Raw genomic sequence first — 11301 nt, forward strand, 5'->3', positions numbered from 1 at the left:
CCGAAAGCGAGTCACATGAGCACCGAAAGCACCACAGATCACCCCTATACCGTGCCGGAGGGCGTCCTGATCGGGCACCTCACACCCGGCACGGCCGCCTGGGACGAGGCCCGCGCCGGTCTGACGATCACCGCCACTGAGATCGCCGCAGTCGTCGGCCTGTCCCCGTGGATGTCGCGCTTCACGCTGTGGCACAAGAAGTCCGGCCTTGCTGTCGCCCCGTTCGAGATGAGCTCGCCGATCGAGTGGGGGACCCGCCTCGAAGATGCGGTCGCCCTCAAGTGGCAGGAGGAGCACCCCGGTTTCCTCGCTGCACCGGCCGGCACGTGGCGGCATCGGGAGCGGGACTGGGAGCGCGCCACCCCGGACCGGCTCGTCTACCCACAGCCCGCAGGCGAGTTCGAGATCCCGGACCAGGCGGACTCGCTCCTGGAGGTCAAGACGTCCCCGTTCGGGGATGACTGGGGGCCGGACGGCGCAGAGGACGGGGTGCCGGTCTGGTACCGCTGCCAGGCGATGTGGCAGATGAATGTCCTCGGCCTGCGCCGCGTCCACTTCGCCGTCCTCATCTCCGGCCACGACTACCGCGAATACACCGTCGACTACGACGAAGCCGAGGCGAAGATCCTCCGCGACGCGGCCGTGAAGTTCCTCGACGAGGTCAGCCACGGGGTGCGCCCGCCCATCGACAGCGCGGACGACACCTACCAGACCATCCGAGTTCAGCCCGACGGGTTCGACGACATCGACGTCGAGATCCCCGCCGTCGACGCGGCCCGCTACGAGAACGCGCAGGTCGCCTCCAAGGAGGCGGCGGCTGAACTCACCGCCGCGAAGAGCGTCGTCCTCGACCACATCGGCACCGGTCGGCGCGCCGTCTGCGACGAACGCCGCATCGCCTACCGCATTCCGAAGGCGGACGGCACCACCAAGTCCCTCAACCCGTACAAGCAGAAGGAAGCCGCATGAACAGCCCCATCGGCAACGCCATCGAGAAGCGCGACAACGGTCCCGCCTCCGTCATCGAGCAGTACAAGCCCGAGCTCGCTCTCGTCGCAGCCAGCCACGTCAGGGTCGACACCTTCGCCCGCCTCGCCGTCGGCGTCCTCCGCCAGGACGAGAAGCTCGCCGCAGCCGCCCGAGCCAACCCGGGCAGCCTCATGAGCGCACTCATGACCGCGGCCCGCCTCGGCCTGGAGCCCGGCACCGAACAGTTCTACCTCCGCCCGATCAGGCGCAAGGGGAAGCCCGAAGTCCAGGGCATCGTCGGCTACCAGGGCATCGTCGAGCTCATCTACAACGCGGGCGCCGCATCCTCGGTCGTCGTCGAAGTCGTCCGCGAGAGCGACGAGTTCAACTACGTGCCCGGCCTCCACGAGCGGCCCGTCCACAAGGCCAACTGGTTCGGCGACCGCGGCGACCTCGTCGGCGTGTACGCCTACGCCGTCATGACCGGCGGCGCCACCTCCAAGGTCGTCGTCCTAAGCCGCACCCACATCAACCGGGCCAAGGCCAAGTCCGACGGAGTCGACAGCGACTACTCGCCGTGGCGCACCGACGAAGAAGCGATGTGGCTGAAGACCGCCGCCCGCCGACTCGGCAAATGGGTGCCCACCTCCGCGGAGAGGCGCACCGCAACGGTTGAGCGCACCGACACCCCCACGCTCGTCGGCGCGACGGCGGGAGCCCTGGGGGCCGCCGACCCGGACGAGGACGAAGGCCCGGTCGAAGCCGAGCTTGAGCCCGCCGGCGGCTGGCCCGAGGCCGCGCAGCCCGGCGGTGCCGCGTGAGCATCAACCACCGCGCTGAAGCCGAGCGACTGCTGGCCTCCGCCGACACGTCTATCGCAGCAGCCCTCGAAGGCTCGCTGCCGATGGCGGACCAGCAGCACGCCGCCGTTCTCACCGGGATTCTGACAAACCGGGCCATCGGGCACGCGCTCATCGCCCAGGGCGAGACCGCGGCGGCGGACGCGAGCGCCCTCCGAGCCGCCCTCATCGTCTGGCGGGACATCGTCTCCCACGCCGTCGCCTGGAACCTGTCGTTTGCCGAGACCGACGAGCAGCACGAGCCGTGGCTGGAGCTCGCAGAGCAGCTGAGCAAGGCCGGACTCGACGTCCGCGCGGACGTCGACCGCATCACCCCCGACTACGGCAAGAACCCGAGCGGCGTTTGGAAGCCGCCCACCGTCCAGCGCGAAGAACACCTCCGGTGGTGCGCCGAGATGCCCACCCCGTGGGACAAGACCGACACCGCCCAGTAGCCCACCCCGTTCGGCGGCCGGCCGTACCCGAAATACGGCCGGTCGCCACCCCGACAGGAGACCACGTCATGCGAGCACTGACCATCCGCCAGCCCTGGGCTGGCGCGATCGCCCACCAGACGAAGCGCGTCGAGAACCGCACCTGGAAGCTCCCCGCCAAGCACGAGGGCGCCCGCATCCTCATCCACGCCGGCGCGAAGCCCGACAAGTGGGCGGTCGTCTACGGCCCCAACCTCGACGTGTACAGCGCGATCGTCGCCGTCGCCACGATCACCGGCTGCCACTACTCGGAGGACGGCCGTTGCTGCGGGCCGTGGGGCGAGGAGAACGTCTACCACTGGACGCTCGCCGACGTCACTGCCCTGCCCGAGCCGGTACCCGCGAAGGGCGCGCTCGGCTTCTGGACACCCGACCCCGACGTCCTGGCCGCCATCGAGACGCAGTTGGCGGCGGAGGCCCGGTGGAAGAAGTTGCTCTGCAAGCACGGCTTCCCGTGCCAGCCGCCGCACGGCTCGATCTTCCGGCCCGGCCCGTGCGACTGCGGCATCACCTACGACGAGCACCAGGCCGAACTGATGCGCCAGGAAGAGGCCGTGATCGTCGGTACGTCGCACGACGGCGCCTGCCCCGACTGCAACCACACCCGCCGCCTCTTCCGCTTCCAGCCGCCCACCCAGCCGTGGGACGAGCCGGACTGCGAGCCGCCCGTCACGTTCCTGTGCACCGACTGCTTCAACAATGCCGCCGACGCCCACAACGCCATGGTCAACGGCCTCTTCGAGGAGGCCAGCCGATGAGCCCCGTCCGTATCCAGCGCCGCCGCACCAAGGGATGGCGCAAGCCCGAAGGCGCGGTGTACGTCGGCCGCCCAACCCGCTTCGGCAACCCCGCCCGCATCATCCCCGCTGGCGACCACCGGAACGGCCTCCTCGTCCAGTGGGGCACCGACGGCGGCGTCGTCGGAACCTGGCCCGCCGATGGCCTCGACGCCCGTCGCTACGCCACTGAGCTGTACCGGCATTGGATCAACCAGCCCGAGCAGGCCGACGCCCGGCGTCTGTTCCGCGCGCTGCTGCACGGTCGGGACCTCACCTGCTGGTGCCCGCTCCCCGCCGAGGGCCAGCCCGATCACTGCCACGCAGCTGTGCTGATCAGCCTGGTGAACGAGGAGGCCACCTCATGACCGCGTCCGTGCAGCCCGCCCTCGACGGCAGCGTCCCCGAGCCGCAGGATGACTTCGAGACCTGGGCCGAGCGTGTCCGCCCCGCGTTCGTCACCGCCGCCAAGTCCGGGCGGGAGTTCGCGTCCTGGCACATCAAAGTCGCCGAGAAACTCCCCGAGCCGCCCAACCCGCGCGCCATGTGGGGACAGCTGCTGCACCGACTTCACGACGAAGGGCTCATCGAGCCGGCCTCGTTCACCACCACCCGCGACGGCAGCGGCGTCCGCACCTGGCGCGGCACACGAGCCGCACGGAGGGCCGCCGCGTGAACGACACCGCCCTGTTCCTCCTCGCTCTCGCCGGAAGTGTCGGCGTCGCCGCCATCACCTTCGCCCTCATTGCCCGGCCTGCACGCAAAACCGGGAGGCGGACGTGATGGGCGAGGTCACCCCCGAGACGGTCAACGGCCTAGTCAACGCCTGGCTGTGGGGTGTCGAGCAGGTCGACACCTTCGGCCCGGGCGTGGTCTTCGTCGCCGTATTCGCGATCGCCTGGCGGGCGCTCAACCGGGCCGCCCGGTACGTCGAACAGATCCGCCACCGGCTCGAACTCGGCCGGAAACTCGCCGACGAGCAGCGGCAGATGGCCGAACACTCCGCCGCACTCGACGACGCACCCCTCATCCCCACCCGGCCCGGCCACGACCGGCAACCACTCGACACCTGCAACGCCATCCTGCGCGCCACCCAGACCTGGAAGGAGACCGACCAGCCGTGACCGTCACTAAGTCCCCGCCGCCGCACGGAACCTACGCCCGAGCGAACGGATGCCCCGGATACCGGGAGCCCTGCAAGTGCGCCCGCTGCTACGTCACGTTCCGGCGCGCACGCAAGCAGTACACCGTCAACCGGGAACTCGGCCGCCCCGGCCTCGTCGACGCCACCCCCGTCAGGGAGCACCTCAACACCCTCAGGCAGACGATGACCTGGCAGCAGGTCGCCGACGCGACAGGCAGCGAATACCGCAACCTCAAGCTCGTCGCGGACGGCAGGCGCACACAGGTTCGCCGCAGCACCCGGGACCGAGTCCTCGCCGTCACGCCGGAGCCCCCGGCCAGCGGCAAGTACATCGACGCCCTCGGCACTCGCCGCCGCATCCAAGCACTGCGCGCCATCGGCTACTCCACCAAGGTCATCGCCGAGGCTGCGGGCAGCGCCCAAGCCCGCCTACAGCTGATCTCCACCGGCGCCCAGCCCACCGTCCGCCAACACCTCGCCGAACGGATCCAAGCGGTGTTCGCGGACCTGCATGGGACCCCGGCCCCGGCTGGATGCAGCGCCACCGTGACCCGGAAGCACGCCCGCGCTCAGGGATGGGTGCCGCCCGCCGCCTGGGACGACATCGACGACCCGGCAGCTGTACCCGACTGGACCGGCCACTGCGGCACTGACCGCGGCTACTGGATGCACAGCCTCCAACGCCTGCCCATGTGCGAGCGCTGCAAGGCCGCCCACGAGGCGTGGCTCGACGAGCAAGCCCACCTCACCGTGCAGGAACTCAACCAGGCCCGCTTCCGGGCCCGCGCCGCAGCCTCCCACCGCGAAGCCGACCTCGCACACGACGCACGCGAACTGCTGCGAGTCTCCGGGCTCGACGTAGCGCTCGCCGCCGAACGGCTCGGGGTTACACGCAACCACCTCCAGCAGGCGTTGCTCAGGAACCCCGAGCCCGAGCCGGCCGTCGAGCAGGACGAGGCGGTGGCCGCATGAGCTACCGACACGACGACGATGCGCTCACTGTCATGGACTGGTTCTGTGGCGCCGGCGGAAGCTCGCAGGGCGTCCATGCCGTCCCCGGTGTGCGCGTCACCCGGGCCGCGAACCACTGGCTGCGCGCCATCGAATCGCATGCCGCGAACTTCCCCGACACCGACCACTACCAGGGCGACATCCGCAAAGCGCCCGTCTGGGACTGGCCCGTCACCGACATCTTCTGGGCCTCCCCGGAATGCACCAACTGGTCCGTCGCCAAGGGCAAGCAGCGCGACTTCGACAAGGCCATGCAGTACGACCTGTTCTCCCTCCTCGAAGACGTAGCCGAGGAAGAGCAACCCACCGCGGAGGAAGAATCCCGGGCCCTCATGGAAGAGGTCCCCCTCTATCTGCGGGGTGTTCAGGAGCGCGGCGGCCTGGTCAAGGCGGGTGTCGTCGAGAACGTCGTCGACGTCCGCTCCTGGGACCAGTGGGACCGCTGGCTAGGCGAGATCAAAAAGCTCGGCTACCGGACCCGGCTCGTCGCCCTCAACGCCATGCACGTCACCCCGCGAACCGTGCACCAGGCCCCACAGTCCCGCGACCGGCTCTTCCTCACCTACTGGCACGAAAGCCTCGGCCGCGACCCCGACTGGAACAAGTGGCTGCGGCCCCTCGCCTGGTGCGACAGCTGTGGGCAGCACGTCAACGCCATGCAGGTGTTCAAGAAGCACGGCCGCGACATGGGCCGCTACCGGCAGCAGTACCTCTACCGGTGCCCCAACACCAGCTGCCGGTACGCAATCGTCGAACCCGAAGCGCTCCCCGCCGCAGCCTGCATCGACTGGACGCTGCCCGGCCAGCGCATCGGCGACCGCGCCCGGCCCCTCGCCGACAAAACCCTCGCCCGCATCCAGGCCGGCATCACCCGCTTCGCCCACCCCATCGACAACCACCGCCTGCAGATACCGCCGCTGATGGTCCCCGTCGAAGGACGCGAAGGGAAAGAAGCCAACACCGCCCTCGCGCCGTTGCGCACCCAGACCGCCCGCAACGAAACGGGCCTGGCCTGGCTGCCGTTCATCGCCGAACTCCGCGGCGGCGGATCCGTGGCCCGCTCCGTCTCCGATGCGCTCGCCACCGTCACCGCATCCGGCAACCACCACGGACTCGTCACCCCCGACCCGCGCCTCGCAGTCATCGAAGGCCACGTCGACATCGACGACGTCCTGTTCCGGATGCTCGAACCCCACGAGATCGGCCGCGCCATGGCCTTCGCCGACGACTACATCGTCCTCGGCTCCAAGCGCGAACAGGTCAAGCAGTACGGCAACGGCGTCCCGCCCGGCATGGCCGAAGTCCTCGTCTGCCCCCTCGTCGAAGCCATCACCGGCCAAGCCATCGAACGCCACACCATCCCCGGCTTCCAGGCCGCCGCCTAGCCCCGGACATGACGACGGCCCCGCCAGCACGGCGGGGCCAGGAAGGAGGAGCGATGGGGTCAGAGGAGCAGGTGCAGGGTGCCGGCCTCAAGGAGCTCATGCAGTTCGGGGTCCTTCTTGGCGACCCGCTCGGCGAACTGCTTGTCCTGGAACAGCGCATCGAGCTTGTGCACGAGTTCGCTGAACGCCCGCTCCTTCTCACTGGCCCCCTGAACGCGGTCGAACATTGCCGGGGTCACGACGTAGGCCCGGCGTTCGCCGCGCTCTGTGAACGCCCCGGGACGGCCGTCCTCGCGGACTCCGCGGATCAGGCGGGTCAACGCGGCGCGCGCGTCGGTCATCGGAACCTCGGCGACGCCGTCCTCTGCGATCTGAATGCGCTGGTCGGCAGGCATGAACAGAGTGTAAGTCATTTCCAATCCTTCCAATCTGACCAATCTTTAAAGTATTGTGGCAGGTGCGACCCGGCACCGCCAGACGCCCTTGCTTCCGCATGTCCAAGCTCACCGAAAGAAGCCCTGATGGCCGTCTCCAAGCGCCTCCGGTACGAGATCCTCCGGCGGGACAACCACGCCTGCCGGTACTGCGGCGCCACGGCTCCCAACGTGACGCTCAACGTCGACCACGTCATCCCGAAGTCCCTCGGCGGCAGCGACAAGCCGACAAACCTCGTCACGTCGTGCGCCGACTGCAATGCCGGCAAGACCAGCAGCATGCCGAACGCGGAGCCCGTCGCCGACGTGGATCAGGAAGCCTTCCGTGAGTCCGCGTCCGCGAAGCGGTGGCAGTTCAGCAATGTCGCCCTCGACCCCGAGACGGGCATGCCGGCCGCGTGGTCGTTCTTGGAAGTCCAGCTGGCCATGGTCGAGGACGTATGGCAGACGGCCTGGTGTGCAGTCGATCCGGAAGGCCCCTCGGTTGCGGACTGGGAGGCGCTCTATGACCAGCGTCAACAACTAGTGGACCGCGGCGTCTATATCGGAAACATCCTGGCTGCCGCCGCGATCGCCGGCTCGCGGCAGTCGACTCAACTCAAATGGGGTGTCCCCTCCCGCAATGCAGGCATCTGGCCCGACACGGAGGAGTTCAGCCTGGGGTGCGACGCCGTTCACGCCTGGGAGATCGCCTGGGAGCAGGGCGTAGGCGATCGCCCCGCAGGGCGGGCTACGACGCTCTTCATCGAGGAAGTCACCGAAGCCATCAGGGCGGGCCACCATCGGCACGAGTTGATCCAGGCCGCCGAGGCGGCTGGCAGGCGAGGCCACTTCTACCTCCCCGTCTATCTTCCCGAGCGCGAGACCGCGGGCGGTGAGAACTGATGGCCCGTATCCGGTCGATCAAGCCCGAGCTGCGCACCTCCATCACGGTGTCGCTGTGGCCGCGGGAGGTCCGCTACTTCTTCATCCTGCTGTGGGGCTACCTCGACGACTATGGCCGCGGAGTCGACGACGAACTCCTCATCGCCTCTGACTGCTTTCCCCGGGACCGTGACGCCACTCCGGAAGTCATTGACGGTTGGCTGGAGACCATCGCCGAGGCCGGGCCGCTCTGTCGGTACGAGGTCGACGGCCGTCGCTACCTGCATGCGCCGAACTGGCGTGAGCACCAGAAGCCGTCGCACCCCACCCGCTCAAAGATCCCGCCGTGCCCGGAAGACGAGCCGGACGACTTCAAGAAGTGGCGCGAGGTCAACCCTCAGCGCCTCCGGAATCGCTCGCGAAAGTCTCGCGAGGGATTCGCGAAGATCCCCGAGCCCTCCACAGGCCCCTCCGGAAGCCCCTCCGGAGAGCCTTCCGGCGCCCACTTGGGGGCTGAATCGGACGAGACCGCTCCGGGAGGGTCGTCTAACGCCGAGGAAGCCATCGACTGGAGTGAACTCCCTGGTCAGGACGCTACTTCCGAGACTCTGGAATCTCTCCCGAATTCCTCCCGAAACGCTCCGGAGTATTTCGCCCCTGAGCAAGGGAGCAAGGGAGCAAGGGAGCAAGGGGTTAAACCCCCCGCGCACGAGGTCGAATCTGCAGCCACAGGCGCCACGGCGGTTGCGGACAGAGGGATTTCAGACCGGATGGCCGACGCCTTCATGGATCGCTTCCGCAAGGGCAACTCCTACCGCCGCTACCTGGTGCGCCAGACCATCACTGCCGCCCTGGAGAACGACACCGACCCGGACGAGCTGTGGGCCGCCATGGTCCGCCTCGGCGAACTCAGCAAGCCGGTAACGATCAACAGCCTCCAGTTCGCCTTCTCGGAAATCCGCAGCCAGCAGGCGGACAACGTCGTGCAGATGCGCCCCTCCACCGCGACCGTCCGCTACTCGGAGGGCCAGGCCCTCGCCGCCAAATTCCGAGCCGAGGAGCAGCGCGCCCTCGAAGCCGGATCCAACACCAGCCAGGAGCCCGCATGACCCTCGCCGAAACCGCAGATCTGCTGTCCATCGCAGCCGCCGTCGACAAACGAACGCTCGGCGAAGTCGACGTCCGCGCCTGGCAGATGGTCCTCGACGACATCGACTTCGAGGCCGCCCGCGATGCGCTCCGGGCCCACTACCGCGAGACGACCAAGCACGTCATGCCGGCGGACATCGTCCGCCGTGTGAAGCCCAAGCCCAGCTACGAGTCCAACGTCGAGAAGGGGATCTTCTAGTGTCCGACGGCTTCGAGCAGGATCCGTTCGAGCGGACGCCCCCGCGGGACGTCGACGCGGAACGGTCTGCCCTCGGCGCCTGCCTCATGTCGAAGCAGGCGTGCGCCGAGGTTCTCGCCGCCTCCGCCGTTGAGGCGTACTACCTGCCCGCCCACCAGACGATCTTCCGGGCGATCGCTGAACTGACCGCCACCAAACAGCCCGTCGACCAGATCACCCTCGGCAAGTACCTGGCCGACCGCGGTGAACTCGCCCGGGTCGGCGGCCAGGACTACCTGATCGAGCTCACGCGGGCTGTGCCGGCGCCGTCCAACGGCGAGTGGTACGCCGGCATCGTCCAGGACCGCGGCCTGCGCCGGTCGCTGATCGAACTCGGCACCCGGCTGACGCAGATGGGCTACAGCCCTGTCGGCGAGACCAGCGAACTCATCGAGCGCGCCGTGTCGATGGCCCGCGAGCTGCGGGACCGGACCGGCGACGAAGACGACATGCCGACCGAGGACATCCTCGACTTCGTCCAGCACGAGGACACCTTCGACTGGATCGTGCCCGGCCTGCTGGAGCGCATGGACCGGCTGATCCTTACGGCAGGGGAGGGCGGCGGCAAGTCGGTTCTGCTGCGGCAACTGGCCGTGACTCTCGCCGCGGGCGTCCACCCGTTCGAGACATGGAAGACCGTCGACCCGATCAAGGTTCTGGTCCTCGACTGCGAGAACGGTGAGGCCGCCTCCCGCCGCAAGTTCCGGCCGCTGCTTGCTGCCGCCGACAGCCTCGGCCAGCCCCTTCGCCGCGGCCAGTTCCACATCCGCTGCCGGCCTGAGGGCCTCGACCTGACCCGGCCGCAGGACCGGTCGTGGGTGATGCGCCGCGTCGAGGACTTCAAGCCCGACCTGCTGATCATCGGCCCGATCTACCGGCTCCACGCGGGCGACCCCAACAGCGAAGAGCTCGCCCGCAAGGTTTCCGTGGTCCTCGACGAAGCCCGTGCGACGGCTGGCTGCGCCGTCTTCATGGAGGCCCACAGCCCGCACCACAACGGCTTCGGCCAGCACCGCACCCTGCGCCCCGTCGGTTCGTCGCTGTGGATGCGCTGGCCCGAGTTCGGCTTCGGCCTGCGCCCCGTCGAGGACGAGAAGTCCGCCGAGGACGGCGACGGGGCCCGCGGCCGGCGGTTCATGCCGTGGCGCGGCATGCGCGACGAACGGAACTGGCCGCAATTCCTCAAGCAGGGCGAGAAGTGGCCGTGGATCTCCTACCGGCCCATCGACATGAACGAACTCACAGGCCACTCCGAGACAGGAGCCATCTGGTGAACGACCCGAATCCGCTGTACGCCGACGCCTGCGAGGAGTGCCCCACCTACGACGTGTTCCCGGAGTCCGCACTCCGTGACGGCGCCGAGGGGCTCATCGCTGGCTACCGCTGCCCGAACTGCCGCCACACCTGGACGTGCGGCTGGCAGATCGTTCCCGGCCGCGCCATACCGCCCGAGCCGGCCGTCGACTCGCCGATCTTCACGCCGCGGGTCACAGCCCAAGTCCACGAGCAGGCCGCCATCGCCCGCGCCCGCAAGCACCTCAGCCGAGGAGAGACCCCGTGATCCCCGCCGACATCGCCGCCCTGTGGGCCGCCGCCTACCCGACGATGCGCGCCATCGCCACCCGCCGAATCACCGCCTACCGCCGGCAGATCGCAGACCGCGTCTGGGACATCGACCCCACCAACCCCAATGCCGAGATCATCCGCGCCTACACCCCCACCGAGGCCAAGCTCCACCGCCGCCTCAAGAACACCGAGGTGCTCCGCCGCACCCTCCACCAGCTCGACAACGGCACCCACCGGCCCTGCACCCAGAGCCCTCCGAGCTTCAGTCCGCTCGCCGCGTACACGGCGGTCCGCGCCTTCCTCAACACGACGGGCCTCAATGACCACGGCCTCGCCGATGTGTACCGGCTGGCCGCCGTGCTCGCCGAAGCGGCCGAGGAGCGGTACCGGGAGCTGGCCGGCGAGCACAAGCCGACGGCGGGGGTGGCCGCG

The 11301-nt window shown here is 69.0% G+C and carries 16 protein-coding genes; 15 read left to right on the forward strand and 1 reads right to left on the reverse strand.

All coding sequences use genetic code 11. The features are described 5' to 3' along the window. Nucleotides 1–15 precede the first annotated feature (15 nt). The 9 genes from O3Q52_RS17360 (at nt 16) to O3Q52_RS17400 (ending at nt 6618) form a co-directional block, all read left to right on the forward strand. The gene (locus O3Q52_RS17360) at nt 16–969 is read left to right on the forward strand and encodes a YqaJ viral recombinase family protein (RefSeq protein WP_269649687.1); all 954 of its coding nucleotides are present in this window, start codon (nt 16–18) and stop codon (nt 967–969) included. Then, on the forward strand, nt 966–1790 hold the full coding sequence (locus tag O3Q52_RS17365; RefSeq protein ID WP_269649688.1) for a recombinase RecT: 825 nt from the start codon (nt 966–968) through the stop codon (nt 1788–1790). Before O3Q52_RS17360 ends, O3Q52_RS17365 begins: the two co-directional genes overlap by 4 nt. Beyond that, a complete protein-coding gene (locus tag O3Q52_RS17370) occupies nt 1787–2263 on the forward strand; it encodes a hypothetical protein (protein ID WP_269649689.1) in 477 nt (158 codons plus the stop codon). The genes O3Q52_RS17365 and O3Q52_RS17370 overlap by 4 nt, the downstream gene beginning before the upstream one ends. A gap of 68 nt (nt 2264–2331) precedes the next feature. After that, on the forward strand, nt 2332–3060 hold the full coding sequence (locus tag O3Q52_RS17375; protein WP_269649690.1) for an ASCH domain-containing protein: 729 nt from the start codon (nt 2332–2334) through the stop codon (nt 3058–3060). Then, the gene (locus tag O3Q52_RS17380; protein WP_269649691.1) at nt 3057–3446 is read left to right on the forward strand and encodes a DUF4326 domain-containing protein; all 390 of its coding nucleotides are present in this window, start codon (nt 3057–3059) and stop codon (nt 3444–3446) included. The genes O3Q52_RS17375 and O3Q52_RS17380 overlap by 4 nt, the downstream gene beginning before the upstream one ends. Then, nucleotides 3443–3754 (forward strand): hypothetical protein, encoded by a 312-nt coding sequence (locus tag O3Q52_RS17385; RefSeq protein ID WP_269649692.1) that lies wholly within the window; start codon nt 3443–3445, stop codon nt 3752–3754. Before O3Q52_RS17380 ends, O3Q52_RS17385 begins: the two co-directional genes overlap by 4 nt. Before the next feature lie 106 nt (nt 3755–3860). Then, the gene (locus tag O3Q52_RS17390; RefSeq protein WP_269649693.1) at nt 3861–4202 is read left to right on the forward strand and encodes a hypothetical protein; all 342 of its coding nucleotides are present in this window, start codon (nt 3861–3863) and stop codon (nt 4200–4202) included. Then, nucleotides 4199–5194: a hypothetical protein gene (locus tag O3Q52_RS17395; protein ID WP_269649694.1), complete on the forward strand. Its 996-nt coding sequence runs from the start codon at nt 4199–4201 to the stop codon at nt 5192–5194. Before O3Q52_RS17390 ends, O3Q52_RS17395 begins: the two co-directional genes overlap by 4 nt. Beyond that, on the forward strand, nt 5191–6618 hold the full coding sequence (locus O3Q52_RS17400; protein WP_269649695.1) for a DNA cytosine methyltransferase: 1428 nt from the start codon (nt 5191–5193) through the stop codon (nt 6616–6618). The genes O3Q52_RS17395 and O3Q52_RS17400 overlap by 4 nt, the downstream gene beginning before the upstream one ends. 59 nt (nt 6619–6677) lie before the next feature. Here O3Q52_RS17400 and O3Q52_RS17405 read toward each other — a convergent pair whose 3' ends face one another. Then, nucleotides 6678–7031 carry a type II toxin-antitoxin system prevent-host-death family antitoxin gene (locus O3Q52_RS17405; RefSeq protein ID WP_269649696.1) on the reverse strand — a complete coding sequence of 118 codons (354 nt, stop codon included), beginning with the start codon at nt 7029–7031 and terminating at the stop codon, nt 6678–6680. Between the two features lie 108 nt (nt 7032–7139). Between O3Q52_RS17405 and O3Q52_RS17410 the strand changes: the two genes are divergently transcribed. From O3Q52_RS17410 to O3Q52_RS17435, 6 genes are all read left to right on the forward strand, one after another. Next, on the forward strand, nt 7140–7937 hold the full coding sequence (locus tag O3Q52_RS17410; RefSeq protein ID WP_269649697.1) for an HNH endonuclease: 798 nt from the start codon (nt 7140–7142) through the stop codon (nt 7935–7937). Then, nucleotides 7937–9025: a hypothetical protein gene (locus tag O3Q52_RS17415; protein WP_269649698.1), complete on the forward strand. Its 1089-nt coding sequence runs from the start codon at nt 7937–7939 to the stop codon at nt 9023–9025. Before O3Q52_RS17410 ends, O3Q52_RS17415 begins: the two co-directional genes overlap by 1 nt. Further along, the gene (locus O3Q52_RS17420) at nt 9022–9264 is read left to right on the forward strand and encodes a hypothetical protein (RefSeq protein ID WP_269649699.1); all 243 of its coding nucleotides are present in this window, start codon (nt 9022–9024) and stop codon (nt 9262–9264) included. The genes O3Q52_RS17415 and O3Q52_RS17420 overlap by 4 nt, the downstream gene beginning before the upstream one ends. Next, the gene (locus O3Q52_RS17425) at nt 9264–10577 is read left to right on the forward strand and encodes a DnaB-like helicase N-terminal domain-containing protein (protein WP_269649700.1); all 1314 of its coding nucleotides are present in this window, start codon (nt 9264–9266) and stop codon (nt 10575–10577) included. The genes O3Q52_RS17420 and O3Q52_RS17425 overlap by 1 nt, the downstream gene beginning before the upstream one ends. Next, nucleotides 10574–10864, forward strand: coding sequence for a hypothetical protein (locus tag O3Q52_RS17430; protein WP_269649701.1), 291 nt, complete (start codon nt 10574–10576; stop codon nt 10862–10864). Before O3Q52_RS17425 ends, O3Q52_RS17430 begins: the two co-directional genes overlap by 4 nt. Beyond that, on the forward strand, nt 10861–11301 hold a 441-nt coding region (locus O3Q52_RS17435; protein WP_269649702.1), incomplete at its 3' end, for a hypothetical protein. The genes O3Q52_RS17430 and O3Q52_RS17435, both read left to right, overlap by 4 nt.

The sequence above is a fragment of the Streptomyces sp. ActVer genome (assembly GCF_027270795.1).
Classification (GTDB): domain Bacteria; phylum Actinomycetota; class Actinomycetes; order Streptomycetales; family Streptomycetaceae; genus Streptomyces; species Streptomyces umbrinus_A.

Bases quoted from the DNA above. Each gene is read 5' to 3' on its own strand.
- O3Q52_RS17380 (WP_269649691.1), top strand. From the start codon at position 3,057: ATGAGCCCCGTCCGTATCCAGCGCCGCCGCACCAAGGGATGGCGCAAG.
- O3Q52_RS17375 (WP_269649690.1), top strand. From the start codon at position 2,332: ATGCGAGCACTGACCATCCGCCAGCCCTGGGCTGGCGCGATCGCCCAC.
- O3Q52_RS17390 (WP_269649693.1), top strand. From the start codon at position 3,861: ATGGGCGAGGTCACCCCCGAGACGGTCAACGGCCTAGTCAACGCCTGG.
- O3Q52_RS17360 (WP_269649687.1), top strand. From the start codon at position 16: ATGAGCACCGAAAGCACCACAGATCACCCCTATACCGTGCCGGAGGGC.
- O3Q52_RS17410 (WP_269649697.1), top strand. From the start codon at position 7,140: ATGGCCGTCTCCAAGCGCCTCCGGTACGAGATCCTCCGGCGGGACAAC.
- O3Q52_RS17415 (WP_269649698.1), top strand. From the start codon at position 7,937: ATGGCCCGTATCCGGTCGATCAAGCCCGAGCTGCGCACCTCCATCACG.
- O3Q52_RS17385 (WP_269649692.1), top strand. From the start codon at position 3,443: ATGACCGCGTCCGTGCAGCCCGCCCTCGACGGCAGCGTCCCCGAGCCG.
- O3Q52_RS17420 (WP_269649699.1), top strand. From the start codon at position 9,022: ATGACCCTCGCCGAAACCGCAGATCTGCTGTCCATCGCAGCCGCCGTC.
- O3Q52_RS17400 (WP_269649695.1), top strand. From the start codon at position 5,191: ATGAGCTACCGACACGACGACGATGCGCTCACTGTCATGGACTGGTTC.
- O3Q52_RS17405 (WP_269649696.1), bottom strand. From the start codon at position 7,031: ATGACTTACACTCTGTTCATGCCTGCCGACCAGCGCATTCAGATCGCA.
- O3Q52_RS17365 (WP_269649688.1), top strand. From the start codon at position 966: ATGAACAGCCCCATCGGCAACGCCATCGAGAAGCGCGACAACGGTCCC.